The following is a 25066-nucleotide window of genomic DNA, read 5'->3' as shown; positions in this document are numbered from 1 at the left end:
CGACGCCTGCTTGCGGTTCATCGCAAGTCCGGTGCACTTCATGGATAGAAGATTATCACGAACCGGTCCGATTCAAACGAATTTATATTAAGCGGGACATCTATTTAACCAAGCTAGGTGATCATCGTCCTGGTTAGTGTCTCGCTCAACGAACCGCGGCGATGGCCTTCTGCCGGCGGCGCTGCACCGAACTGCCGAGGCCAATGGCTTCGCGGTATTTCGCCACCGTGCGGCGGGCGAGTTCGAAGCCCTTGCCCTTGAGCAAGTCCACCAGCGTATCGTCGGAGAGGATCGCCTTGGGGTCTTCGGCATCGATCAGCTGGCGTATCGCCGCCTTCACCGCCTCTGCCGACGCACCTTCGCCGCTCGCCGCCGCCACGCCGGAGGTGAAGAAGAACTTCAGCTCGTACGTGCCGCGCGGGCAGTTGAGGTACTTGTTGGAGGTCACCCGGCTGACGGTCGATTCGTGCATGCCGATGGCCTCGGCCACGGTGCGCAGGGTGAGCGGGCGAAGCTGCGACACGCCCTGGCGGAAGAAGGCTTCCTGCTGCTTCACCAGTTCGCTGGCGACCTTGAGGATGGTCTTCTGCCGCTGGTCCAGCGCCTTGATCAGCCAGTTGGCGTCGGCCAGCTTGTCGGAAAGCCAGGCGCGCGAGGTCTTGTCGGGGCAATTGCCCTTGAGTTCGACGTAATAGCTGCGGTTGACGATCAGGCGCGGCAGGCTGGCCTGGTTGACTGCCACGTTCCAGCCGCCGTCACTGCGGGCGGTGACGAGGATGTCGGGCGTCACCGCCGCGCTCGTCTCGCCGCCGAAACGAAGTCCGGGCTTGGGATCGTAGCCGCGCAGTTCGGCCAGCATGTCGGCGAAGTCCTCGTCGTCCACGCCGCACATCCGCTTGAGCCGGGCAAGATCGCCGCGGGCCAGGAGGTCGAGGTTCTCGATCAGGCGGGCCATGCAGGGGTCGTGGCGGTCGGCCTCGCGGGCCTGGAGGGCGATGCATTCGGACAGAGTGCGGGCGCCGACGCCGGTGGGATCGAGCATCTGCACGACGGCGAGCGCGGCTTCGGCCTTTTCGCGCTCGACGCCGAGGTCCTGCGCTACTTCGAGGAGGGTGATCGGCAGGTAGCCCGCGTCGTCGAGCTGGCCGATGATGTAACGGGCGATGGCGGCGATCAGCGGGTCGGCGGTGGCGGTGCCGACCTGGGCTTCCAGATGGGCGGTGAGCGAGCTTTCGCCGCTGCCGCGTTCGTCGATGCCGGGCAGGTCCTCGCCGGAACCGGATCGCAGGTCGGCGGACCATTCGCCGGTGTCGCGGTCGCGATCGAGCGTGGTGGCGTCGATATCGAGCGGCCGGTCGTCCTCGCCGCGCCCTTCGCCGATCAGCCGGTCCACCGGCGAATCTTCAAGCGTGGTGCGGCGGGCTTCTTCTGGTACTTCGCCCGCTTCGGGTGCCGGGGACGCCGGTTCGCCGCCCAGGTCGAGCAGCGGGTTGGCTTCCAGCGACTCGCCGATGAAAGCCTCGATTTCGAGGTTGGACAGCGCCAGCAGCTTGATCGCCTGCTGGAGCTGCGGCGTCATGACCAGCGACTGATTTTGCCTGAGATCCAGGCGAGGCCCCAGCGCCATGGTCTAGCGGACCTGCGAACAGGAGCCTTTCGACAGGCGTAAGCCTGCCGCGAGCATCACAGCGTGAAGCCTTCGCCGAGGTAGAGGCGGCGCACGTTCTCGTCGGCGACGAGGGCTTCCGGACTGCCCGCGAAGAGCACCTGGCCGCCGTAGATGATGCAGGCGCGGTCGACGATGTCGAGCGTCTCGCGCACGTTATGGTCGGTGATGAGCACGCCGATGCCGCGTGTCTTGAGGTCCTTCACGAGGTCGCGAATATCGGAGATCGAGAGCGGGTCGATACCGGCGAAGGGTTCGTCCAGCAGCATGATCGAGGGCTTGGCGGCCAGCGCGCGGGCGATCTCGCAGCGGCGACGCTCACCGCCGGACAAGGCCATGGCCGGGCTGGAGCGCAGGCGGGTGAGGCCGAATTCGTCAAGCAGGCGCTCCAGTTCGCTGGCGCGCACGTCCTTGTCCGGTTCGTTGAGTTCGAGCACGGCGCCGATGTTCTGTTCCACCGTGAGGCCGCGGAAGATCGAGGTTTCCTGCGGCAGGTAGCCGAGGCCGAGGATCGCGCGGCGGTACATCGGCAGGCGCGTCACGTCGACGCCGTCCATCAGGATGCGGCCGGAGTCGGGACGTACCAGACCCATGATCGAATAGAAGCAGGTGGTCTTGCCCGCGCCGTTCGGGCCGAGCAGGCCGAGAACCTCGCCCTTGGCGACGGAAAGCGAGATGTCGGTGAGGACGGCGCGCTTGTCGTAGCTCTTGGCGATCGAGATCACTTCGAGCCCACCCGCTTCGGCGACGGTGGGCACGTGATGGCCTGCCTGGGAAGGGTCAGCCTGTGCGGGAAGTTCGGTGGTTCCGGTCATCTTCAGAGCGGTTTAAGCATCCGCCGGTGCCTCGGCAAGTCGGCATTCGACGGATATCGAGCCGATTGGCAGGTTTCCTGCATGGTCCGGCGCCCGGTGGCGTAGGCATCGAACCGGGATCGACCGTGCCCGGAACCGGACGGCTCTGGAACCGGGTAACAATCTTGCGGGTTGAAGGGGTGAACTTGAAATCCTCTGCATCAAGTGATCTATTGGATTTCGGGGACGGCGACCGGGGCGGTCGCCCAAGTTCGGGTAGCGGAAAACGGCCCGAAAGAATCAGAGTCGCAAACGGACGGGAAACAGCGATGGACAGGACCGGCAAGCATGACGTGATGCCAAATGATCGGGGACCCACCAATCTGGGACCCGGTTGGGGCGCGCCCGGCGGCCTGTCGGACAAACCGGTGGCGCCCGAGGGCGGGTCCGCGAAGGACTGGGCCAAGGCCGACTGGCGCCGCAAGATGAGCGACAACATCGCCTATGCCCTGTTGGTCTACACCGCCTTGCAGATCTTCGTCACCGTCGGAGCGCTCAAGACGCACGGCGAGTCGCTGCTGCCCTATCTGGCGCTGGTGATCCTGGTGGTCGCGATCATTCCGGCCTGCCGCCGGTTCGAGGCGCGCTGGAACCGGCTCGACGACCGGCAGGCCCACGATCCCGCGATGGCCCCTTACTACCGCCGCGATCGCCTGATGCTGTGGCTGCTGGCGATCGGTCTGCCCTTCGCCATTGCCGGCCTGTTCAAGGGGCTTTCCCTGCTCATGGCATGAGCGGATTCCACGCGGGATTTGCGCTCCGCCCCCGCGGCGGTTAGGGCTGCGCTCCCCCGCCCTTTCGGGGATCTGGAGACCGCAAGAAGATGCTCAGCCCACAGGAAGCGCTCGGCCGCGCACAGGACCTCGTCGACCGCGCGCGCAAGGCCGGCGCCGATGCCGCCGATGCCGTGTTCGGCGCCAGTTCGTCGGAGGGCATCCAGGTCCGTCTGGGCAAACTTGAAGATGTCGAACGCTCCGAAAGCGAGCATATCTCGCTGCGGGTGTTCCTCGGCCGGCGTTCGGCCAGCATCGGTTCCTCCGACCTTTCTCCGCAGGCACTGGACGAACTTGCCGCCCGCGCCATCGCCATGGCCGGGGCCGCGCCGGACGACGCCTATGCCGGTCTCGCGCCCGAGGAATTGCTGAGCCGGGGACCCTGGCCCGAACTCGACCAGCTTGATCCCGCCGAACCCAGCCCGCACGATCTGCGCGCCGCCGCGCTGGAGGCCGAGGATGCCGCGCGCGCGGTGGCCCGCGTCAGCAATTCCGACGGCGCCACCGCCAGTGCCGGAACCGGGGTCTTCGCGCTCGCCACCAGCCACGGTTTCGCCGGGGCCTACGGCTCGACCAGCCATTCGCTCAGCGTTTCGATCGTTGCGGGCGAGGGTGCGGCCAAGCAGCGCGACTATGCCTGGCGTTCTACCCATCACCGTGCCGACCTGCCGCCGCCTGCCGAGATCGGCGTGCTGGCGGCCGAGCGCGCGGTGGCCCGGCTCGAACCGGGCCGCATGGCGAGCGGGGCGATGCCGGTGGTCTTCGATCCGCGCGTCGGCGGTTCGCTGATCGGGCACTTCACCGGGGCCATTTCCGGCAGCGCCATCGCCCGCCGCTCCAGCTTCCTGCTGGACAAGCTGGGCGAGCAGATCTTCGCGCCGGGAATCGTGCTGGTGGAGGAACCGCATACGCCGCGCGGCCTGCGCTCGCGCCCCTTCGACGGCGAGGGCCTGCCGACCCGCGCGCGCAACCTGATCGAGGACGGTCGCCCGACCACCTGGCTGCTCGACAGCGCCTCGGCGCGGCAGCTCGCCCTGGAGCCGACCGGCCATGCCGCGCGCGGCGGCGGCGGCGCGCCGGGCGTCTCGGTGGGCAACCTGCATCTTGAGCCCGGCACGGCAAGCCCGGCCGAACTGATCGCCGACATCGCCGACGGCGTCTACATCACCGAACTGATCGGCCACGGCGTCAACGGTGTGACCGGTGATTACAGCCGGGGTGCCTCCGGCTTCCGCATCGTCAATGGCGAGATCGCCGGGCCGGTCGCCGAGTTCACCGTCGCAGGCAACCTGCTGGCGATGTTCGCCGGGCTGACGGCGGCGAGCGACCTCGAATGGCACCGCGCGATCAACGTGCCGACCCTGCGGATCGACGGGATGACGGTCGCGGGGGATTGATCCGCTGCACCGGACGCAAGAACCCCGGCCTCCAAGGGGCAGGAGACCGGGGTTCCTGCAGCGCGGGCGGCGATTGGCGCCCGGCCGGTAACGGTTGCGGCGTCAGTTCGCGCCGGCACCCGACGGGATAGGGCTGCCCTGCTTCAGGTAGACCCGGTTGTCCTCGATGCGGTCCACGTTGTCGAAGGCGATGAAGTGGTGGGCGCCGTCGGAACTGTCGGAGCGGGTCAGCTTGATCTGGTCGTCCTTCACTTCGTCGATGGTGCCGACGTGCTGGCCGGTATGGTCGGTGACTTCCATGTGCTCACGGATGCGAAGCTTCTCGAACATGCGATTTCTCCGGTTAAGGTGGGTTGGCGTTCAGAGGGTTCGAATGCTTCTGTAACGGCCCGCCTCGATGCTTCGTTCCTGCATTGGTCCCACCGTGGCAACGGCGCGGCTCATGCGGATCAGGGCTGCGCGCCGAGTCCGAAAGTGGCGTCTCCGCGCGGCGAGAGCAGGACTCTATCACCGTCCACCCCATCGATTTCCGAGACCGCGATGAACGACGAGCCTTCGCCTTCCAGCACGACTTCCTGGCCGTCGAGGTGGTCGACCGTGCCGATCGCGAAGCCGTCCGCGTCGATGACCGTCATGCCCTTGCGGATCACACCCGATTCGGTGGGCCAGGAGGTCTGGACGGGATCGAAGGGGGATGGTGAAGACGACATGGCAGGTCCTCCTGTTGGGGGCCGAGGTGCGGCCCGGTCATGACAGGAATAGCCTGCGAACCGACGTGGTTCCACGATTTGCGCGAAATCGCCCGCCCAGGGACTGGCCTACAACCCCTAGCGTCCCTATACCGGGGAAGGCGCTAGATGTGCTTTTCTAAGCTGTGGGAAGTTTTGCCCAACCCGCTCCAAAAGCGATCGAATTTGGGTATCGTGCAGCGCATCGGCACCGGGGCTTGCCCCGCGCCCCTGAAATCATGTGCCGGGAATGGCGCGAAAGGCCGCTTTATGGCCTTTCGAATCGCCCGGCGCCCCCTACGAATCGAACCCCCGGAGTTGTCCGCCCATGTCCCTTCTCGAAGCCCGCAAGACCTACAAGCCCTTCGAATACCCCTGGGCCTACGACTTCTGGAAGACGCAGCAGCAGATCCACTGGCTGCCCGAGGAAGTGCCGCTGGGCGAGGATTGCCGCGACTGGGCGCAGAACATCTCGGAGCATGAGCGCAACCTGCTCACCCAGATCTTCCGCTTCTTCACCCAGGCCGACGTGGAAGTGCAGGACTGCTACCACGAGAAGTACGCGCGCGTCTTCAAGCCGACCGAGATCAAGATGATGCTCACCGCCTTCTCCAACATGGAGACGGTGCATATCGCCGCCTATTCGCACCTGCTCGACACCATCGGCATGCCCGAGAGCGAATACGGCATGTTCCTCGAATATGAGGAACTGAAGGCCAAGCACGACTACCTCCAGAAGTTCGGCGTCGACAACGACGAGGACATCGCGCGCACTCTCGCCATGTTCGGCGGCTTTACCGAGGGCGTGCAGCTCTTCGCCAGCTTCGCGATGCTGATGAACTTCCCGCGCTTCAACAAGATGAAGGGCATGGGCCAGATCGTCTCGTGGTCGGTGCGCGACGAATCGCTGCACTGCGAGGGCATCACCCGCCTGTTCCACGCCTTCGTGCAGGAGCGTGGCTGCCTTACCAAGGCCGTGAAGGACGACATCGCCGACCAGTGCCAGACCACGGTTCGCCTGGAAGACGCCTTCATCGATCTCGCCTTCGAGATGGGCCCGGTCCCCGGCATGACCGCCAAGGACATCAAGAAGTACATCCGCTACATCGCCGACTGGCGCATGGGCCAGCTCGGCCTCAACCCGATCTACCTGATCGAGGACCACCCGCTGCCGTGGCTCCAGCCGCTGCTCAACGGTGTCGAGCATGCCAACTTCTTCGAGACCCGCGCCACCGAATATTCGAAGGGCGCGACGCGCGGCAACTGGAACGACGTCTGGTCGAACTTCGATTCGCGCCGCAAGGTGAAGACCAACGACGACGTGCTGGTCGTGGAAGGCACCGAGCCGGACATGTTCGGCGCGACGGAAGCGGCCGAGTAAGCGGAAGCTTGGTTTAAACGAGAAAGGCCCGGAAGCATCGCTTCCGGGCCTTTCTCGTATCAGCACCAGGTGCCGCGGCGGCCTTTCCATCGTTCGGCAAGGCCCTCGTCTACCAGGGTCGTGCCGAGGCTGCGGCCGTCGCGGGTGACGATGCGCAGGGCACGGCCGTAGCGGTCTTGGTCACGGCCGTCGCCGCCCGGCTGGAGCGAGAATGGCCCCTCGTTCAGGAGGGCGATAAGCCGCTCGGTCGCCTGGGCGCCGAGCCGTGCTTCATAGCTGCATTCCGGCTTGCTGGTTTCCGGCGTGTTGATGTCGGCGATGCGGATCTTGGTGCCGTGATACCAGAAGGTGTCGCCGTCGACGACGCAGGTCTTGCGCACCGGGCCGGAGCAGCGAGCGAAGCGGGCGCTTTCGCTGTCTGGTGCCGTGAACAGGCCGCTGCCGGGAGCGCCGGTCTTCGCGCCATGCCAGTAATAGAGGGCCGCGACGAGCACGAGGGGGAGCAGGATCCAGATCGGCGCGAAAATCGAGCGCCGACGGGTACGATTTGGCATGGGGGGAGAAAAGTCCTCAGGTTCCGTAGTCGCGTGCCTCTGGCGCGTCGAATTCTCCCCGGCAAGTGCGAATCAGCCGGTCCAGTTCGTGATGGTGGAAGGGTTGGGCGAGACGGAAACCCAGGGTACCGTTGCCGCTCCAGCGCACGAGGGCCTCGAACGGCTCGGCGCCTTCGGGAGCGATGACGAGCACGTCACCGTTGGCGATGGGATCGGAGAGGAGGTCGGCGGGCACGACGCAGCCGATCCGGCAGCCTTCCTGCGACACTTCCACCAGCAGGCCGGTGCCGACGTAGCGCGAGCCGCGCAGGATGTGCGTCTCGCGGCGGACGGCGTAGCGCTGGTGCGCGCGTATTCTCAGCGTGTTCACAGGCAGCGGCCCCCGGCATCCTTCCCTGAAATCGACTTTACGGCACCGGCCTTAGCATCCGGTTACCGCGGTTCAGACCAGCCAGCTGCCCGGATTCGGCATCGGCGCATGCTTCTGCGCGTTGAGCAGGCTCATCACGCTGCGCACGATCACCAGAATGGAGACGGCGGCAAGCACGAGCAGGCCGATCGCGACGATCAGCAGCAGGAAGCCGACCACGGCTCCGGCAAGTCCGATCCAGAACGTGTTGATCAGGTACTGGTAGTGGGATTCTTCCCAGGCTTCCTTGGGCTCACCGCGCCAGACGAAAGCCAGAACGATGCCCACGATCGCCGTGATCCCGGTGAAATAGGACGCGAGATAGAGCAGGCTGATGATCGTCGGGTGATTGAATTCGAAGCCGGAAGTGGTGCCGGAACCCGTATTCGGGCGATTCAGGTCGTCCATGGCTTTCTCCATGCTGTTCCCGGACGGGGATGCTGCCCAATTTATGACAAATGTGCAAGCATTGGGCGCGGGGCATGGATTTCAGGGCCTTTGATAAGGCCGTCGGAGGAAATGCGGTTATGGGAGCCGGGCCGCTAAAGCCCGGCGCGCAGAGGGAAGGAAATCAGGCCGCCTGCTGGTCGGCCGGGCCGCCCTTGAGGACGAAGTGGCGGTCGCAGTAACCGCAATCGACATAGCCCTTCTCGTCGATCTCCAGCCACACGCGCGGGTGGCCGAGTGCGGCAGCCTTGTAGGTGCCGTTCGAGCGGATTTCGGTGGCCCCGTCGCAGGAAACGCGGTGGGAATCGGTGAAGACGGTTTCGGGCTGCGTGCTCATGGATCGGCCGATTACCAAGCCTTCACGGGAATTTCCAGCATGCAAATGGCCCCGGCGCGTATCGAGGCGCGCCGGGGCCATTCGCTATGCTTCTATCAGGCCGGGACGGCGAGGGCGCCAGCTTCGGCCAGAGCGTCGGCAACGGCCTTTTCGCGGACTTCCGGACCGATGGCGATGCCTTCGGCCAGCACGAAGATGGGATCGGTGATGCCCACGAAGCCGAGCACGGCGCGCAGGTAGGTTTCGGCGTGCTCGATGGCGGCGCCGGGCTGGCCTTCACCGTAGTAGCCGCCGCGCGACAGGGCGATGTAGACCTTCTTGCCGCCGGCCAGACCCTGCGGGCCTTCGGCGGTATACTGGAAGGTCTTGCCGGCCACGAGAACGCGGTCGAACCAGGCCTTGAGCTGGCTGGGGATGGTGAAGTTGTACATGCCCGCGCCGATCACGATCACGTCGGAGGCGAGGAATTCGGCGAGTTCGGGGGTGCCGTCCGGGTTGCCGAGGACCTCGAGCGTCAGGTGCGGGAGGGCTTCGGCGGCGAGGTCGTGATAGCTGACTTCGAGCGAGGGATCGGCCTTGGTCAGGCTTTCGACGATCGCGGCCGAAACGGCACGGCTGACCGAGTTTTCGCCGAGGATGCTGGAATCGAGATGGAGAAGCTTCATGGGGAGAGAACCTCTATGCTGGTCTGGAAAAGGGTCTTGGTTTGAAAATGTGACCGGCCATAGCTATGTTGCACTGCGACGGACGCCAAGAGCGCATTTTTTCAGGACCAGGTAACATGAACGTGACCGCCCTAGTCGCGAAGGAGCGGGAAGCAGCGGTTCCGACCGCACCGCAAGTTGTGCATTCGGCGGGCGCATGCCGCGTGATCGGCGATATTCTCAGCCGGGTTGGCGACAAGTGGTCGATGCTGGTGGTCATGACCCTGTTGGAGGGCGACCTCCACTTCAACGAGCTGAAGCGCGCGATCGACGGGATTTCGCAGCAGATGCTCTCGCGCACCCTGCGCGCGCTGGAGCGCGACGGGCTGGTGGTGCGCACCGTCCATGCCAGCGTGCCGGTGCGTGTCGAATATGCGCTCAGTGATCTCGGCCATTCGCTGTCGTTGCCGGTGAAGGAACTCGGCGCCTGGGCCTTTGCCAACCGCCCCGCGATCGAGGCGAGCCGCTCTGTGTTCGACAGCCGCGAGGGGCTGTAGGACCGGCTGACCGGACGGCGCTTTCGATGACGGACGGATAGACGCCCTTTACTGGCGCGCCGTCCTGCCCCACATGCGGGCCATGACCAGCTCGACTTCTGCCGCCATCTCGATCCGCGACCTCAAGAAGCGCTATGCCCCCGCCGGAAGCGGTGAAGGCAAGCTTGCACTCAAGGGCGTATCCTTCGACGTGCCGGAAGGCGGCATCTTCGGCCTGCTCGGCCCGAACGGCGCGGGCAAGTCCACGCTCATCAACATCATGGCGGGGCTTGTCCGCAAGACTTCGGGTTCGATCGATATCTGGGGCTTCGACATCGACCGCGACCAGCGCAACGCCAAGCGCTCGATCGGCATCGTCCCGCAGGAGATCGTGTTCGACCCGTTCTTCACGCCTTTCGAAGTGCTGGAGAACCAGGCCGGTCTCTACGGCATCACCAAGGCGCTGCGCCGCTCGGAAGACCTGCTGCGCGCCGTCCACCTTTCCGACAAGCGCGACGCTTATGCGCGCACGCTCTCGGGCGGGATGAAGCGCCGCCTGCTGATCGCCAAGGCGCTGGTCCACCAGCCGCCGGTGCTGGTGCTCGACGAACCCACCGCAGGTGTCGACGTGGAACTGCGCCGCCAGCTCTGGGAACTCGTCAGCGAACTGAACCGCGAAGGCGCGACGATCGTGCTGACCACGCACTACCTCGAAGAAGCCGAGGAACTCTGCGACCGCATCGCCATCATCAACCACGGCGAACTGATCGCCAACAAGCCGACCCGCGAACTGGTCGGCATGGCGCGCGAAAAGATCCTCGTCCTCACGCTCGACCGCGACGTGACCGCACTGCCCAGCCATCCCGGCTTCGTGAAGTGCGAGAAGACCGGCGAGCGCGTGCTCCAGATCACTTACGACAAGGACCGCAGCAATGCGGGCGAGATTCTCTCGGCGGTGCAGGCCCAGGGCTTTGCAGTGGTCGATGTGACGACGCGCGAGGCGGACCTGGAGGACGTCTTCGTCAGCCTGACGAGTTCCGTCGCGGCGTGAATTACCTCTACCTCGCGATTGCCATCGTGGCCGAGGTGATTGCCACGTCCTTCCTCAAGCAATCGGAAGGTTTCGCGCGGCCGGTGCCGACAGCGATCATGGCGGCGGGCTATATCGTCGCCTTCTACTGCCTTTCGCTGGCATTGCGCGGAATTCCCACGGGGGTCGCCTATGCGATCTGGTCGGGGGTGGGGATCGTCCTGATTGCGGGAATCGCCTGGCTGTTCCAGGGGCAGAAGCTGGACCTGCCCGCCATGATCGGCATCGCGCTCATCATGGCCGGGGTGCTGGTGATGAACCTGTTCTCCAAGGTGGCGGGACACTGACGGCTTATTGTTCGCCGGGAATCCTTTTCCAGATACGATGGGCATGACGGCGGATCGGCGCCTGGCAAGCACGGCAAATGCCGGCATAGTGAGCGCCCTCCCAGTGCACACTGTCGCGGTCGGGGTCATGCCGGTCGAAACGGCAGAACACGGCCTGAAATGGGCGTCTGGACAAAGCGGACAGCACGGCAGGCTCCCTGATGGGTTCAGTTGGAAAACAGTTTCGCCTGTTTTCCTGCATGCGACCGCCCGGCAGCTTTGGTGCTTGTATCTTGTTATGAATGCAGGGCAACCTTACCGAGTGTGACGCTGCACTGCAACATGATTGCAGGGCATGTCAGCAGGCAAAGCTAATTATTGCGTCATCGTCATAGTCCCGGCATGGAGCCGCGATGGCTACGCATATCGATCCCGTTCCCGCGCATGATGTAATCGTTGTCGGCTCCGGTGCCGCCGGTCTCACCGCCGCGCTGGCGCTGGCGGACAAGCTCAAGGTGCTCGTCCTCGCCAAGGGCACCCTGACCGGCGGCTCGACCGCCTGGGCGCAAGGCGGGATCGCGGCGGTGCTCGATGCGGGCGATACCTTCGAGGAGCATATTTCCGACACCATGGTCGCGGGCGCGGGGCTGAACCGGCGCGACACCGTGGAGTTCGTGATCGAGCGTGCCCCCCATGCGATCGAGCGGCTGGTCGAATTGGGCGTGCCGTTCAACACCGAGGGCAGCGAACTGCACCTCACCCGCGAGGGCGGCCATTCCCACCGCCGCATCGTCCACGTCGCCGACGCGACCGGATGGGCGGTGCAGAGCGCCTTGCTCAAGGCGGCCGAGGAGCATCCCAACATTACCCTGCTGCCGGGGCAGTCCTGCATCGATCTCATCACCGGGCGGCATGAACTGCGCTATTCGGGATCGGGCCGGGTCTGGGGCGTCTACGCGCTCGACGAGAAGACCGGCCGGGTTTCGGCGCACACCGCCCGCGCGACCATCCTCGCCACCGGCGGGGCGGGGCGCGTCTACCAGTTCTCCACCGCGCCGCGCGGCGCCACCGGCGACGGCATCGCCATGGCCTGGCGCGCCGGCGCGCGCGTCTCCAACATGGAAATGATGCAGTTCCACCCGACTTGCCTCTACAACCTGGAGGTCAAGAACTTCCTCATCACCGAGGCGGTGCGCGGCGAGGGCGGGCGGCTGCTCCATCCGGTCACCGGCCACCGCTTCATGCCCGACTATGACGCCCGCGCCGAACTCGCGCCGCGCGATGTCGTGGCCCGCGCCATCGACGACCAGATCAAGCGCTACGGTCTCGACTACGTCCACCTCGATATCAGCCACCAGCCCGAGGCGTTCATCCGCGAGCACTTCCCGAACATCTACGAGAAGCTGCTGGGCCTCGGCATCGACATGACGAAGGAGCCGATCCCGGTCGTGCCTGCGCAGCACTATACTTGCGGCGGCATTCTCATCGACCTCGACGGTAAGACCGATCTGCCCGGCCTCTACGCGGCGGGCGAGTGCACCGAGAGCGGCCTCCACGGCGCCAACCGCCTCGCCTCGAACTCGCTGCTGGAATGCTTCGTGTTCGGCGAATCCTGCGCGGCGCATATCCTCGACCATTGGGACGCCTTCGACGCCCCGCCGCCGGTGCGCCCGTGGGACGAAAGCCGGGTGACGGACTCCGACGAGGAAGTCGTCATCAAGCAGAACTGGACCGAGATCCGGCGCTTCATGTGGAACTACGTCGGCATCGTGCGCACGACCAAGCGGCTGGAGCGCGCCATGCACCGTATCCAGATGCTCAACGGCGAAGTGGAGGAATATTACCGCCACTTCCGCGTCTCGACCGACCTGATCGAGCTGCGCAACCTGCTCCAGACTGCGGAGCTGATCGTGCGTTCGGCGCTGCACCGGCATGAGAGCCGGGGCCTGCACTTCACGCTCGACTATCCGGACACGAAGGGCGCACCGCACGATACCGTGCTGGTGCCTTGAAGAGGGCGCGGGCGCTAGGTTTCATTCCATCGTCATCTGCCGTTTGACTGGCGTCGAAGGAATCAGTCTTTCGATTTGATGACCAGGTGGACCTCAGCCCTCGACGGGCGCCGTCGTAACCCCAAGGTCCGGCAATCCGACCGAACGCTTGCCGGAGAAATCGGTGCGGACCACGATCAGCCCGTCCTTCTCCAGATAGTCCAGCAGGCGCTGCACGCGGCGCGGACTGCTGGTGCCGTAGATACGGGCGAGCACCATGTCGTCGGGGCAGGGCTCGTCGTTCATCGCCGCGCGGGCGATCATGTAGAACGGCGCCAGGGCGTCGTCCGGAACATGCTTGGCGAGGTTGATGAGGTCGAACCAGCGCTCGTCCTCCGGGTCCTCGATCCCGGCGATGGCGGCGGCGAAACCGCGGCGGAACATCGTCGCGTCCAGCCCGCGCACCGAAATGCCCTTCATGCGGCAGCGGATGGTGAAATCCTGGAACAGCGTGGTCGCGGACTGGAAGGTGCATTCCGGGTCCTGCGCCATGGCATTGAGGATTTCGAGCATCGCCGCGCGGTTCTCTTCCGGCTCCGGCTCGGGACGCTCGGGGCGCGAGGGCGGTGCGGAGGGAGAACTCGGGCCATGGGCGATCGATTCGCTCAGTTCCTCGATATCCACGCTGGGGCGCAGGGCCGGGCGCGGGAATTCGGGGCGCTCGGGTTCGACGTGGAGATTGTCGTGCAGCAGCTCGCGCAGCTCGTCGGTCGAGGCGGTGGGCAGTGGCATCAGGCCGGGCGTCACCGACTTGGCGCCGGTCAGCACCGAGCCGATATTGACCGCCACCGGGCGGCGGCTGATCGCCGGGCCAAGGCCGAGGAACTGCCCGCGTGCGAGGTCGCGGATCGATTCCGCCTGGCGCCGCTCCATGCCGAGCAGGTCGGCGGCGCGCACCATGTCGATATCGAGGAAGGTGCGCCCCATCAGGAAGTTGGAAGCCTCGGCAGCGACGTTCTTCGCCAGCTTGGCCAGGCGCTGGGTGGCGATCACCCCCGCGAGACCGCGCTTGCGGCCCCGGCACATGAGGTTGGTCATCGCCGCGAGGCTGACGCGGCGCGCTTCTTCCGAGACTTCACCGGCGGCGGCAGGCGCAAACATCTGCGCTTCGTCCACCACCACCAGCGCCGGATACCACTGCTCGCGCGGGGCATCGAACATGGCGTTGAGGAACTGCGCGGCGCACTTCATCTGCTGGTCGATTTCCAGCTCGTCGAGGGCGAGAACCACCGAGGCGCGATGCTCGCGGATGCGTGCGCCGAGGCGGACGATCTCGGTCTCGGCATAAGCGGCGCCGTCGATCACGACATGGCCGAATTCTTCCGCGAGGCTGACGAAATCGCCTTCCGGATCGATCACCACCTGCTGGACGACCGAGGCGCTTTCTTCGAGCAGGCGGCGCAGCAGGTGCGACTTTCCGGACCCGGAATTGCCCTGCACCAGCAGGCGGGTCGCGAGAAGTTCCTTGATGTCGATCTCGATCGACTCGCCCTGCGGGGTCTGGCCGATCACGATATTGGCGCTCACGGCTCTGCCTTGGGCAAGGCGGTCGCGAGAGGCAAGCCGGGGGAAGCGCTTTATCCATAACTTGGATCGCCTACCGGGGGCGACGGCGCCGCGAATCGCCAGTCACTGCGCTGTCACACGCAGGCGGCATAGGGGCAGGGATCATGGCTTCTCCGGTTTCTCCCGATATCGACGATGATGGACGCAGGCCGCTCCGGCTGGTGGTTCTGGCTGGTCACGGTCTTGGCCCGGCGGGCACGGACGCTCTCGCCGAGCGCTTCGGGGAACGGCACCGCTGCCTGATCCCCCTCGCGGGACGGCCGCTGATCGCCCATGTGCTGCAAACCGCCGCGCAGCATCCTCGCGTGGCCAGCCTCGCCGTCTGTGTCGAGCGAGAGGCTTTCGATCCGATCTGGGACGTGCTCACCCGCCTGCCCGGGCGTGGCTCGGTCGCACTGGTGGAGGCCCGCGAGGACATTGCCGCCAGCGTTCGTGCCGCCGCGCAGGACTGGGACGGGCCGCTGCTCGTCACCACCGCCGATCATGCCCTGCTGAGCGCGGAAGCGATCGACGCCATGGCCGATGCGCTGGAAGGCTGCGACGTGACCTTCGCGCTTGCCCGCCGCGAGGCGGTCGAGGCCGCGCATCCCAGCGCCTTGCGCAGCTATCTTAGTTTGCGCGATGGCGCCTTTGCGACATGCGATCTCTACGGCATGGCGCATACCCGTTTCGTCGATGCCGTGGAGGTGTTTCGCGGTGCCCGGATCGGCGGGCGCGAAAGTGCGCGCATCCTGCGGGCCATCGGTTTCGTTGGCCTCGCGCTGGTGAAGCTGGGGGTGGAATCGCTCTCGGGCGCGGTCGTGCGGGCGTCGCGGCGGATGGGACTTCGGGTGCGTGCGGTGATTCTGCCGGACGGAACGCAGGCGATCGACGTCGACAACGACCGCACCTACGCGATCGTGCGCGATCTGCTGGGCGATGTTTCGGTGGATGAGCTGGAAAGGGATGCCGCGCGCGCGGTGGCGTGAAGCGCGAGAGGCTTTCTTCGACGCACTGAAATTCTCGGAAGCCCAAACGACTTTCGGGCCCCCTTGCGGGGGCCCGAAGGCTTTACTCTATCTCTTGCGAGAGTGATGGTGCGGTCAAGAAGACTCGAACTTCCACGGGCTTTCGCCCACAACGACCTCAACGTTGCGCGTCTACCAATTCCGCCATGACCGCTAAATCATCACCGGGGAGCCTTTGGGGGCGCCCCGTGGTAGGAGCGCGCCACTAGCAAAGGGTCCCGGGCCCGGCAAGAGGGGCTGGTCAATTATTTTCAAAAAGAGTGATTTTTTTTGGGAGATACCCGAAATTCGGCGGAATTCCGTGAGGATACAAAAACGCGCCCGAGCCATCCGGCCGGGCGCGCCTGTTTTCCGGCGGGATTCCGCCGGGGTTCCACGGGAAAAATTACTCGGGCTTCCAGCCGATCTCGGCGGCGGAGGCGGCCTTGGGAATGTCGGTCAGCGCTTCGTTGACGGTGATCGCCTCTCCGGGCGCGAGCTGGCGCTTGGAGGGGACGACTTCCTTTTCGTAGACGATGCGGTCGCGCTTGTCGCGCAGCACCACCAGCAGCGAGGGCACCTTGCGGCTCTGGCTGCCGATATTGCTGATCGTGCCGCTGACCGAGAAGAACTCGGTGCCGTCGGGCAGGGGCTTGCGGTCCTGCCGCTTGCGCGGGAAGTCGAGCTGGAGGTCGGGCTGGGCCTGCGAGAAGGTCTGGTGCGGGATCGGCAACCAGTCCGGCAGTCCGCCCCAGGCGACCGCGCCGGTCAGGCCGAGCGCGACGACGGCGAACAGCGCGGAGCCGAACGTCGCGATCCGCGTCCAGTTGCGGCGCTGGCGGAACGGCGGGGCGAAGTCGAAGCTGGAGTGGCCTTCATCCGCGTAGTGAACTGCCGTGGTGTCGTCATAGACGGGCGCGGACTTGCGGGTGGGGCGTTCGGCGGGTGTCGCTACGGGAGCGGGTTCCGCCGCGTCCGGGGCGGGGTGGCGTCCGGGCACGCGGATGGCTTCGCGCGGAGGCGGGGCGGCCTGCTGAACCGGAGCGGCCTGCACGGACTGCGGCGCGACCGGCTCTGCGGTCACCTCTTCATAAGCAGGGGCGGCAGGCGCGGATGCCGGAACTTCCGCCATGGTCTCGACCGGCGGAGCTGCAAGATCGGGGCCTTCCTGATGCCAGCTGTGGCGGCACTTGGCGCAGCGCACGGTGCGGCCGTCCGCACCTATCGCGCTGTCCGGCACGGCATATCGTGTAGAGCAAGCTGGGCAGGCGATGATCATGATAGCCAGCTAAAGCACGAGTGAGTCGCCCGCGACAAGGCATCGACCTGTGGGCACAAGCCGGAACGCCCTTTTTTCCACATTCAATGCTCGCTATAGCCCCTTGCGTCGCCCGTTCGGACCCGACGCAGCACAGATACCATGAGCATGATCGCCGACGGGGAAATCGTTCATTTCGACAATGTCGGCCTGCGCTACGGTACGGAGCGCGAGGTCCTGTCGGATCTGACCTTCACGCTTTTCGCGGGCCGTTTCTATTTCCTGACCGGGGCGAGCGGCGCGGGCAAGACCTCGCTGCTGCGGCTGCTCTATCTGGCGCAGCGCCCCTCGCGCGGGGCCATCCGCATGTTCGGCACCGATGCCATCACCCTGCCGCGCAGCGGGTTGCCGGGGCTGCGCCGGCGGATCGGCGTGGTGTTTCAGGACTTCCGCCTGATCCCGCACCTTTCCGCCTTCGACAATGTGGCGCTACCGCTGCGCGTCGCCGGTCATCAGGAGCGCGACATCGGCGGGCCGGTGCGCGACATTCTCGAATGGGTGGGCCTCTCCGACAAGATCGACGCGCGCCCGGCCACGCTTTCGGGCGGTGAGCAGCAGCGCGTGGCCATCGCCCGCGCGGTGATCGCCCGCCCGGCGGTGCTGGTGGCGGACGAGCCGACCGGCAACGTCGATGCGGAAATGGCGCTCAAGCTGCTGCGCCTGTTCGAGATGCTCAACCGGCAGGGCACGACCGTCGTCGTCGCCACCCACGACCTCGACCTGCTGCGCAAGGTGCCCGACAGTCTCATCATGCGGCTGGATCGGGGGCGTCTGGCCGATCCCACCGGCGCGCTGCGCTATCCGCCGCGCAGGCCGACATGAGCGACGCCCCCTTTTTCAGCCTTCCCGGTTTCCGCCTGCGCCGCCTCGGCGTGCGCGGCGCGGAACTGATCCCGCAGACCCGCATGTCGGGACCGATGCCCTGGGTCATCGCGATCATGGTGGCGATGACCGCGATCGCACTGGCGGCGGGGCTGGCGCTCGGAAATGCCACCACCTCGGCGCGGGCCGAAATCGAGGGCGGCGTGACCGTGCAGGTGCTCGAACCGCGCGACGATATCCGTGCGCGCGAGGCGGCGGCGGCGGTGGAGGCAATCAAGCACCTGCCGCGCGTGGCCGGGCTGCGACAGGTGCCGCAGGCCGAACTCGATGCGCTGATCGAGCCCTGGCTCGGCACCGGCATCGCCGCCGCCTCCGGAGCGGCCATTCCGGTGCCCTCGCTGATCGACGTGCGGCTGAAAGGCGCGGCGACGCCGCAGCAACTCGCCGCAATCGAGAAGGCGCTTGCCAAAGTCGCGCCCTCGGCCAAAGTCGATGCCCAGTCGACCTGGCTGAAGCCGGTGTTCGACGCGATGGTCTCGCTTCAGGTGCTGTCGATCTCGCTGGTCGTGCTCTTGGCCTGCGCGCTGGCCGCCGCGGTACTGCTGGCGGCACGCTCGGCGCTCGGCGCCAACCGCGACGTGATCGAGATCGTCCACTTGCTCGGCGGCACCGACAGCCAGGTGGCGCGGGTGTTCCAGCGCTCGATCGGCTATGACGCGGCGGGCGGCGGCACCGTGGGGCTGGCGCTGGCCATGGTGGTGATCCTCTCGCTCGGCCGCCGTTTCGCGAGTCTCGGCGCGGGGCTGGTGGACAGCGGCGCACTGGTCTGGAGCGACTGGCTGCTCCTGGCGCTGGTGCCGCTGCTCTCGACCCTGCTGGCCATGCTGACGGCACGGCTGACAGTGCTTCATGCACTGCGCAAGATGCTATAGTCGTCACAAGCCGCTATAGATCGTTCATGTTCCGTCGCACCGCCGCCTTCCTGCTGCTGATCTGGCTCTTCGGTTTCCTCTGGTTCGCGGTGACGCTGCCGGGGCCGCTGGATGATAGCCTGCGCACGGATACGGTGATCGTGCTGACCGGCAGCAAGGGCCGTATCGAGCGGGCGCTGTCCGTGCTGGAGGCTGGACGCGCGCCGCGCCTGCTGATCTCCGGCGTCGACCGCGAGGTGAAGCCCGGCGAACTCGCCGCCGAGTTCCGCATTCCGCCCCGGCTCATGAAATGCTGCATCACCCTCGGCTACGAGGCCTACGACACCCGCTCCAACGCGATCGAAGCGGCAGGCTGGGTGGCGCGACGCAAGGCGCGCTCGGTGCGGCTGGTCACGGCCGACTGGCACATGCGCCGCGCCGCCTACGAACTGGCACGCGAATTGCCCGATCACGTCACCGTGCTGGAGGACGGGGTGCCTTCCCGCCCCAGCCTGAGCACGCTGTTCCTCGAATATCACAAGTTCTTCGGGCGCTTGGCGCTCGATTTCTGGCAACGGCCACCCTGGAAAAAACCCTGATGCGCGCCACTCCGCTCGACGTCGTTCGCAGCATTCTCTTCTATCTGGCGTTCTATCCGGGAACGCTGGTGTTCATCGCCGGTGTCTGGCTGGCCTCGCTGATCGGGCGCGAGCCGATGCGGCGCACCGTGCGTGGCTGGAGCCGTTTCCATCGCTGGTGCTGCCGCTGGCTGCTCGGCATCCGCCTGAAGGTCGAGGGCGAGATGCCCGAGGAGGGCGTGCTGGTGGCGATGAAGCACGAGAGCTTCTTCGAGGCCATCGACCTGCCGGCGCAGATGAACTTCCCCGCGCCGTTTCCCAAGGCCGAGCTGGTTGAGCTGCCCGGCTGGGGCTGGGCCGCGCGCCAGTACGGCGTCGTCAAGGTGGAGCGCGAGCAGGGCGCCCGGGCCTTGCGGGCGATGGTGGCCTCGGCGCGCGGGTTCTCGGCGCAGGGGCGGCCGCTGGCGATCTTCCCCGAAGGCACGCGCGTGCCGTCCGGCGAACGGGCGCCCCTGCAGTCGGGCTTTGCGGGGCTCTACAAGCTGCTGGCGCTGCCGGTGGTGCCGGTGGCGGTGGACAGCGGGCGGCTCTATCACCGGCTCTGGAAGAAGTCGGGGACTATCACTCTACGGGTGGGTCCGCGCATCGAGCCGGGCCTCCCGCGCGAGGATGTCGAGGCGCTGGTGCTCGAAGAGATCAACGCGCTGAACCGGTGAGTTCGGCAGTGACGTTTCGCATTCCCGCTCCGTCATCCTGAACTTGTTTCAGGATCCATTTCTGACCATCGGCGGCGGGGTGTTCGGCACGATGGATCCTGAACCAAGTTCAGGATGACGAGTGCAGTGGATGCAGGGACCGCGGATCTTCGGGTAGCGGCGTCTGCGCTACTCCACCGCTTCCGACCCTGCCTCATGGTCGCCGCGCCCGAAGTCGGGGCGGGAATCGTCCTGGCCTTCCTCGATGATCGAGCGGCGGATCGCGCGGGTGCGGGTGAACTGGTCGAACAGCGCCTGCCCGTCGCCGACGCGGATCGCGCGTTGCAGGGCGGTGAGGTCCTCGGTGAAGCGCTGGAGCATCGTCAGCACCGCGTCCTTGTTGGACAGGAACACGTCGCGCCACATCGTCGGGTCCGAGGCGGCGATGCGGGTGAAGTCGCGGAAGCCGCCCGCCGAATACTTGATGACTTCGCCCTGGGTCACGTCCTCCAGATCGGAGGCGGTGCCGACGATCGTATAGGCGATCAGGTGCGGCACATGGCTGGTGACGGCGAGCACGAGGTCGTGGTGCTCAGGCGTCATGATCTCGACATTGGCGCCGAGCGCTTCCCAGAAGCCGACGAGTTCGCTCAGCTTGACGAGATCGGTCCGCGTCTCCGGGGTGACGATGCACCAGCGGTTGCGGAAGAGATGCGCGAAACCGGCGTCGGGGCCGGAGTTCTCGGTGCCGGCAACCGGGTGAGCGGGGATCACCATGTGGTCCGGCAGGGCCTCGCCCAGCGCCCTGGAGATCGCCTGCTTGCTGGAGCCGACATCGCTGACGAGGGCATGGGCGGGCAGCGCGCCGCGCACCTGTTCGGCGGCGAGGCCCATGACGCCTGGCGGCACGCAGAAGATCACGAGGTCGGCGTTCTGCACCGCTTCCGCCGGGGTCTCGCAGACCTGATGGACGAGGCCGCGCTCGGCGGCGCGGGCGCGGTGGGCGGGGCTGAGGTCGTAGCCGGTGGTCCGGGTGCCGGGCAGGCATTCCTGCACGGCGAGACCTATGGAACCGCCCTGAAGACCGAGGCCGATGATCGCGACGTTTGCAAAGCTCATTGCGCGGCTTCCGCCATTTCGCGCAGGGCTCCGGCGATCACGTCCATGTCCTCGGGCTTGCCGATCGTGATGCGCAGCGCCTGCGGCAGGCCCTGCCCCGGCAGCCAGCGGACGATGTAGCCGCGATCGGCCAGCCCGTCGAAGGCGGTTTCGGCGGTCAGCGCGCCTTCGAACAGCACCAGCACGAAGTTCGCCTGGCTCGGCAGGGGGCGCAACCCGTGGTTGCCCAGCGCCTCCAGCTTGTCGACGAAGCGGGCGCGTTCGTCGCGGTTGTGGACGCGGCTGGCCTCGACGAAAGCCTCGTCGGCCAGCGCTGCCAGCGCCATGGCCTGTCCCGTGGCGGAGACGTTGAACGGGCCGCGAATGCGGTTGAGCGTGGCGACGATGCCCGGCGCGCCGGTCGCCCAGCCGATGCGTTCGCCCGCAAGACCGAAGATCTTGGAGAAAGTGCGCGTGACCAGCACGTTGTCGTGCGCGGCGGCCAGCGCCAGCGATCCGTCGTCGTCCTCCGGTGCGACATATTCACCATAGGCCTGGTCGAGCACCAGCAGGACGTCAGCGGGAAGTCCGGCGTGGAGGCGTGCGATCTCGCCGCCCGGCAGGTAGGACCCGGTGGGGTTGTTCGGATTGGCGACGAAGACCACGCGGGTCCGCTCCGTCACCAGCGCCAGCAGCGCATCGACGTCGGTGCCGTAATCGGCATCGGGGGCGACGACCGGCGTCGCGCCGCAGCGGCGGGCGGCGATGTCGTAGACCGAGAAGCCGTAGCGCACGTAGATCACTTCGTCGCCCAGCCCGGCATAGCCCTGCGCGGCGAGGTTGAGCAATTCGTCCGAGCCGGTGCCCATGACCACGCGCGCGGCGTCGAGGCCGTGCTTCGCGGCGATCGCCGCGCGCAGGGCGGTGCTGTCGGGGTCGGGATAGAGCGCGGGTGCCTGCGCGCGGGCCTCCAGCGCGGCCCGGCTGGTGCCGAGCGGGTTCTCGTTGGCCGAGAGCTTGATGAGCGCCTTGCCGTCCTTGCCCTTGGACTTGCCCGGAACATAGGCATGGATCGCGTCGATCCAGGGCTTGGGCTGCGGGGCGCCATGGGGGGCAGTGGTCGGGCGAAGGGTCTGGCTATCGGTCATGACGGGGCGGCCTTAGCTCAGCGAGGGGCTTATGCACAGGGGGCGATTTGGGTGGCAGCGACCGGATATGTCCGGTGCCGGGTTGCTGTTGACAGCAATGCTGCGTTCTGCGGGCGGGGCTATCGCCGAATGTTACCCGTCGCTCCCGCGTACATTCCCCGTCGCCCCCGCGAAGGCGGGGGTCCCGCTGTCCTTCTTCGCGGCGAGGAACAAGGAAGCGGGGTCCCCGCCTTCGCGGGAGCGACGGGATGAGTTGGGGAGCGAGGAGCGAAGCACGGGCGATTGACAGGTCTTCGCCGCTCCCCCACCTCCATCCTTGCATCATGTCCAACCCGATCTCCGACGCCGCTCAGGTCCTGAACCTCACCCGTCCGCTCCCGCTCGACGGCGGGCAGAGTCTTGCCGATGTGCGCATCGCCTACGAGACGCACGGCATGCTGAATGCCGCGAAGGACAATGCGATCCTGATCTGCCATGCGCTGACCGGGGACCATCATGTCGTCTCCAACCATCCCAAGACCGGCAAGCCCGGCTGGTGGGTGCGCATGGTCGGTCCCGGCAAGCCCATCGACACCGACCGTTTCTTCGTGATCTGCGCCAATGTCATCGGCTCCTGCATGGGCTCCACCGGCCCGGCCAGCCTTGCGGAAGACGGCAAGCCCTGGGGCATGCGCTTCCCGGTCATCACCATTCGCGACATGGTGCGCGGCCATGTCGCCCTGCTCGACGCACTGGGGATCGACAGCCTCTATGCCGTCGTCGGCGGATCGATGGGCGGGATGCAGGCGCTGAGCCTCGCCGCCAACTTCGCCGACCGCACCCGCGCGGCGCTGGTGATCGCCTCGACCGCGCGCCACTCGGCCCAGAACATCGCCTTCCACGAAGTGGGCCGCCAGTCGATCATGGCCGACCCCGAATGGCGCGACGGCGACTACTATGCCCATGGCAAAGGGCCGGAAAAGGGCCTGTCCGTGGCGCGCATGGCCGCGCATATCACCTATCTGTCGGAAGCAGGCCTCACCGAGAAGTTCGGCCGCCGGTTGCAGGACCGTGAGGAAAAGACCTTCGGCTTCGACGCCGATTTCCAGATCGAGTCCTACCTGCGCTATCAGGGGCTGGCCTTTACCGACCGCTTCGACGCGAACTCCTACCTCTACATCACCCGCGCGATGGACTATTTCGACCTTGCCGAAGAGCACGGCGGGTTGCTCGCCAACGCTTTCGCCAAGTCGAAGGCGCGCTTCTGCCTCGTCAGCTTCGATACCGACTGGCTCTATCCCACGGCGGATTCGCGGAACGTGGTTCACGCGCTCAATGCCGCCGGGCTGCCGGTGAGCTTCGTGGAACTGTCCGCCCCGTTCGGGCACGACTCGTTCCTGCTGGACGTGCCCGCGCTCGACCGCGTGGTCGAAGGGTTCCTGGGAGAAGGTCGTTGAGCCTGCTGCGGCCCGACCTTGCGGTGATCGCGGCGAACGTCGCGCCGGGCGCCCGCGTGCTCGACGTCGGCTGCGGCGACGGTACACTGATGCAGGCCCTGCGCGACGACAAGCGCTGCGATGCGCGCGGCATGGAACTCGATTCCAGCAATGTCGGTCTCTGCGTCGGCAAGGGGCTGTCGGTGATCCAGGGCGATGCCGATAGGGACCTCGCGTTCTACCCGGACCAGTCGGTGGACTATGCGATCCTCTCGCAGACGCTCCAGACGACGATGCGGCCGGACCTCGTGCTTGAGGAACTGCTGCGCATCGGTCGCCGGGCTTTCGTGAGCTTTCCGAATTTCGCCCACTGGCGCGTGCGGCTCTCGCTGCTCTGGCGCGGGCGCATGCCGGTGACGCGGCTGCTGCCGGTTGCCTGGTACGAGACGCCGAACATCCACCATCTCACCGTGAACGACTTCCGCGAACTCGTGGCGAAGCGCGGGATCGCGGTGGAGGGCGCATGGTTCCTCTCCGGCGACCGGCAATGCAGCCCGGCCGCGGCCAACTTCCGCGCCGAGCATGCGGTGTTCCTGCTCTCGCGGGGATAGGACAGGATGCGGTGAAGGCGCGACTTATCCACGCGTTTCGCCCCCGGTCGGGAACGGGTCTTGCGGTTCGGGTGGACGCTTGCGGGCAGGTTTGGCATTCGAAAACGCCATGTGGCACATCTTCCAGTTTCCGCTCTGTCCCTTCAGCCGCAAGGTCCGGCTGCTCATGGCCGAAAAGGGCATCGCCTACGAACTCCAGACCGCGCGGCCCTGGGAAGGCGAGGACCGGCTGTTTGAGATGAACCCGGCAGGCCGCACCCCGGTCGTGCGCGAGACCGAGCGCGGCACGGTGATCGTCGACAGCCGCGCGATCTGCGAATATTTCGAGGAAACCGTCGATCGCAATCCGCAGATCAGCGGCACCGCCGTCCAGCGTGCGGAAATCCGCCGCCTGATCGCGATGTTCGACGAGAACTTCTACAACGACGTGTCCGGCCCGCTGCTCCATGAGCGGATGAAGAAGCGCCTCGTCCTGCGCCAGTCGCCGGACGCGAAGATCCTGCGCGAATCGATGAAGCTGGCGCACGACTATCTCGACTACATCGACTACCTGATCGACAACCGGCCCTGGCTGGCAGGCGCGACGATGACGCTGGCCGATCTGGCTGCCGCCGCGCAGATCTCGGTGGCGGACTATCTCGGCGGTCTCGACTGGTCGAGCCACGAGCAGGCGCGCGGCTGGTATCTGGTGATGAAGTCGCGGCCCTCGTTCCGGCCGCTGCTGAGCGAGCGGATGGAAGTGATCCAGCCGCCCAGCCATTACGCCGAAGTGGATGCCTGAGTAA

The 25066-nt window shown here is 66.4% G+C and carries 28 protein-coding genes and 1 tRNA gene; 15 read left to right on the top strand and 14 right to left on the bottom strand.

Translation table 11 applies throughout. From position 1 onward, the window contains the following. Positions 1-145: 145 nt before the first annotated feature. Together rpoN and lptB are read right to left on the bottom strand one after the other, a co-directional pair. Positions 146-1627 carry an RNA polymerase factor sigma-54 gene (gene rpoN, locus AC4D6D_RS00310; RefSeq protein ID WP_491326035.1) on the bottom strand — a complete coding sequence of 494 codons (1482 nt, stop codon included), beginning with the start codon at positions 1625-1627 and terminating at the stop codon, positions 146-148. A 56-nt stretch (positions 1628-1683) separates the two neighbouring features. Continuing rightward, positions 1684-2481 (bottom strand): LPS export ABC transporter ATP-binding protein, encoded by a 798-nt coding sequence (gene lptB, locus AC4D6D_RS00305; RefSeq protein WP_491326034.1) that lies wholly within the window; start codon positions 2479-2481, stop codon positions 1684-1686. 308 nt (positions 2482-2789) lie between these two features. Between lptB and AC4D6D_RS00300 the strand changes: the two genes are divergently transcribed. Together AC4D6D_RS00300 and AC4D6D_RS00295 are read left to right on the top strand one after the other, a co-directional pair. Continuing rightward, the gene (locus tag AC4D6D_RS00300; RefSeq protein ID WP_491326033.1) at positions 2790-3254 is read left to right on the top strand and encodes a hypothetical protein; all 465 of its coding nucleotides are present in this window, start codon (positions 2790-2792) and stop codon (positions 3252-3254) included. 89 nt (positions 3255-3343) lie between these two features. Then, entirely contained in the window at positions 3344-4690 is a 1347-nt protein-coding gene (locus AC4D6D_RS00295; RefSeq protein ID WP_491326032.1) for a TldD/PmbA family protein, read from the top strand. A 102-nt stretch (positions 4691-4792) separates the two neighbouring features. On the opposite strand, the gene AC4D6D_RS00290 is transcribed toward AC4D6D_RS00295, so the two are convergent. After that, positions 4793-5020, bottom strand: a complete 228-nt coding sequence (locus AC4D6D_RS00290; RefSeq protein ID WP_147221714.1) for a DUF2171 domain-containing protein — start codon at positions 5018-5020, stop codon at positions 4793-4795. A gap of 119 nt (positions 5021-5139) precedes the next feature. Further along, complete coding sequence (locus tag AC4D6D_RS00285) at positions 5140-5400, bottom strand: DUF2171 domain-containing protein (RefSeq protein ID WP_147221711.1); 261 nt, start codon at positions 5398-5400, stop codon at positions 5140-5142. A gap of 346 nt (positions 5401-5746) precedes the next feature. Here AC4D6D_RS00285 and AC4D6D_RS00280 point away from each other — a divergent pair, with 346 nt between their 5' ends. Continuing rightward, positions 5747-6799 carry a ribonucleotide-diphosphate reductase subunit beta gene (locus tag AC4D6D_RS00280; protein WP_147221709.1) on the top strand — a complete coding sequence of 351 codons (1053 nt, stop codon included), beginning with the start codon at positions 5747-5749 and terminating at the stop codon, positions 6797-6799. A gap of 59 nt (positions 6800-6858) precedes the next feature. On the opposite strand, the gene AC4D6D_RS00275 is transcribed toward AC4D6D_RS00280, so the two are convergent. The 5 genes from AC4D6D_RS00275 to AC4D6D_RS00255 form a co-directional block, all read right to left on the bottom strand. Beyond that, positions 6859-7353, bottom strand: coding sequence for a thermonuclease family protein (locus AC4D6D_RS00275; protein ID WP_491326031.1), 495 nt, complete (start codon positions 7351-7353; stop codon positions 6859-6861). 16 nt (positions 7354-7369) lie between these two features. Then, positions 7370-7723 (bottom strand): hypothetical protein, encoded by a 354-nt coding sequence (locus AC4D6D_RS00270; RefSeq protein WP_491326030.1) that lies wholly within the window; start codon positions 7721-7723, stop codon positions 7370-7372. A 72-nt stretch (positions 7724-7795) separates the two neighbouring features. Further along, positions 7796-8170 (bottom strand): DUF4870 family protein, encoded by a 375-nt coding sequence (locus tag AC4D6D_RS00265; RefSeq protein WP_491326029.1) that lies wholly within the window; start codon positions 8168-8170, stop codon positions 7796-7798. 163 nt (positions 8171-8333) lie between these two features. Beyond that, positions 8334-8546 (bottom strand): zinc-finger domain-containing protein, encoded by a 213-nt coding sequence (locus tag AC4D6D_RS00260; protein ID WP_147221702.1) that lies wholly within the window; start codon positions 8544-8546, stop codon positions 8334-8336. A gap of 95 nt (positions 8547-8641) precedes the next feature. Then, positions 8642-9211: an FMN-dependent NADH-azoreductase gene (locus AC4D6D_RS00255; protein ID WP_491326028.1), complete on the bottom strand. Its 570-nt coding sequence runs from the start codon at positions 9209-9211 to the stop codon at positions 8642-8644. A 116-nt stretch (positions 9212-9327) separates the two neighbouring features. Between AC4D6D_RS00255 and AC4D6D_RS00250 the strand changes: the two genes are divergently transcribed. From AC4D6D_RS00250 to nadB, 4 genes are all read left to right on the top strand, one after another. Next, the gene (locus tag AC4D6D_RS00250) at positions 9328-9747 is read left to right on the top strand and encodes a winged helix-turn-helix transcriptional regulator (RefSeq protein ID WP_491326027.1); all 420 of its coding nucleotides are present in this window, start codon (positions 9328-9330) and stop codon (positions 9745-9747) included. Positions 9748-9829: 82 nt separating this feature from the next. Beyond that, a complete protein-coding gene (locus AC4D6D_RS00245; RefSeq protein ID WP_491326026.1) occupies positions 9830-10777 on the top strand; it encodes an ABC transporter ATP-binding protein in 948 nt (315 codons plus the stop codon). Next, positions 10774-11103 (top strand): DMT family transporter, encoded by a 330-nt coding sequence (locus AC4D6D_RS00240; protein ID WP_491326025.1) that lies wholly within the window; start codon positions 10774-10776, stop codon positions 11101-11103. The genes AC4D6D_RS00245 and AC4D6D_RS00240 overlap by 4 nt, the downstream gene beginning before the upstream one ends. Positions 11104-11495: 392 nt before the next feature. Continuing rightward, positions 11496-13094 (top strand): L-aspartate oxidase, encoded by a 1599-nt coding sequence (gene nadB / locus AC4D6D_RS00235; RefSeq protein ID WP_491326024.1) that lies wholly within the window; start codon positions 11496-11498, stop codon positions 13092-13094. Positions 13095-13187: 93 nt separating this feature from the next. Here nadB and AC4D6D_RS00230 read toward each other — a convergent pair whose 3' ends face one another. Further along, complete coding sequence (locus AC4D6D_RS00230; protein WP_491326023.1) at positions 13188-14660, bottom strand: helicase HerA domain-containing protein; 1473 nt, start codon at positions 14658-14660, stop codon at positions 13188-13190. Between the two features lie 143 nt (positions 14661-14803). Here AC4D6D_RS00230 and AC4D6D_RS00225 point away from each other — a divergent pair, with 143 nt between their 5' ends. Further along, positions 14804-15667 (top strand): NTP transferase domain-containing protein, encoded by an 864-nt coding sequence (locus AC4D6D_RS00225; protein WP_147221687.1) that lies wholly within the window; start codon positions 14804-14806, stop codon positions 15665-15667. A 106-nt stretch (positions 15668-15773) separates the two neighbouring features. Here AC4D6D_RS00225 and AC4D6D_RS00220 read toward each other — a convergent pair. After that, positions 15774-15860, bottom strand: a tRNA-Leu gene (locus AC4D6D_RS00220). 231 nt (positions 15861-16091) lie between these two features. Continuing rightward, positions 16092-16964 (bottom strand): MJ0042-type zinc finger domain-containing protein, encoded by an 873-nt coding sequence (locus AC4D6D_RS00215; protein WP_491326022.1) that lies wholly within the window; start codon positions 16962-16964, stop codon positions 16092-16094. 147 nt (positions 16965-17111) lie between these two features. On the opposite strand from AC4D6D_RS00215, the gene ftsE reads away from it, so the two are divergent. Genes ftsE through AC4D6D_RS00195 form a run of 4 tightly spaced genes read left to right on the top strand, consistent with a single transcriptional unit; the run spans position 17112 to position 20030 of the window. Further along, positions 17112-17825, top strand: a complete 714-nt coding sequence (ftsE, locus tag AC4D6D_RS00210) for a cell division ATP-binding protein FtsE (RefSeq protein WP_465147360.1) — start codon at positions 17112-17114, stop codon at positions 17823-17825. Then, positions 17822-18757, top strand: coding sequence for a cell division protein FtsX (locus AC4D6D_RS00205; RefSeq protein ID WP_491326021.1), 936 nt, complete (start codon positions 17822-17824; stop codon positions 18755-18757). The genes ftsE and AC4D6D_RS00205 overlap by 4 nt, the downstream gene beginning before the upstream one ends. Positions 18758-18783: 26 nt before the next feature. Beyond that, the gene (locus AC4D6D_RS00200) at positions 18784-19335 is read left to right on the top strand and encodes a YdcF family protein (RefSeq protein WP_147221683.1); all 552 of its coding nucleotides are present in this window, start codon (positions 18784-18786) and stop codon (positions 19333-19335) included. Further along, positions 19335-20030 carry a lysophospholipid acyltransferase family protein gene (locus tag AC4D6D_RS00195; protein ID WP_147221681.1) on the top strand — a complete coding sequence of 232 codons (696 nt, stop codon included), beginning with the start codon at positions 19335-19337 and terminating at the stop codon, positions 20028-20030. The genes AC4D6D_RS00200 and AC4D6D_RS00195 overlap by 1 nt, the downstream gene beginning before the upstream one ends. A 168-nt stretch (positions 20031-20198) precedes the next feature. Here AC4D6D_RS00195 and AC4D6D_RS00190 read toward each other — a convergent pair whose 3' ends face one another. Beyond that, entirely contained in the window at positions 20199-21128 is a 930-nt protein-coding gene (locus AC4D6D_RS00190) for a prephenate/arogenate dehydrogenase family protein (protein ID WP_491326020.1), read from the bottom strand. Beyond that, positions 21125-22255, bottom strand: a complete 1131-nt coding sequence (gene hisC / locus AC4D6D_RS00185; protein ID WP_491326019.1) for a histidinol-phosphate transaminase — start codon at positions 22253-22255, stop codon at positions 21125-21127. The genes AC4D6D_RS00190 and hisC overlap by 4 nt, the downstream gene beginning before the upstream one ends. Positions 22256-22578: 323 nt before the next feature. Here hisC and metX point away from each other — a divergent pair, with 323 nt between their 5' ends. From metX to AC4D6D_RS00170, 3 genes are all read left to right on the top strand, one after another. Further along, positions 22579-23691: a homoserine O-acetyltransferase MetX gene (metX, locus tag AC4D6D_RS00180; protein WP_491326018.1), complete on the top strand. Its 1113-nt coding sequence runs from the start codon at positions 22579-22581 to the stop codon at positions 23689-23691. Continuing rightward, entirely contained in the window at positions 23688-24281 is a 594-nt protein-coding gene (metW, locus tag AC4D6D_RS00175) for a methionine biosynthesis protein MetW (protein ID WP_491326017.1), read from the top strand. The genes metX and metW overlap by 4 nt, the downstream gene beginning before the upstream one ends. Positions 24282-24390: 109 nt before the next feature. Next, positions 24391-25062 carry a glutathione S-transferase family protein gene (locus AC4D6D_RS00170; protein WP_147221670.1) on the top strand — a complete coding sequence of 224 codons (672 nt, stop codon included), beginning with the start codon at positions 24391-24393 and terminating at the stop codon, positions 25060-25062. Positions 25063-25066 lie beyond the last annotated feature (4 nt).

This window comes from Novosphingobium sp. BF6 (assembly GCF_058273105.1).
This window is presented reverse-complemented; position numbering and strand designations above follow the sequence as displayed.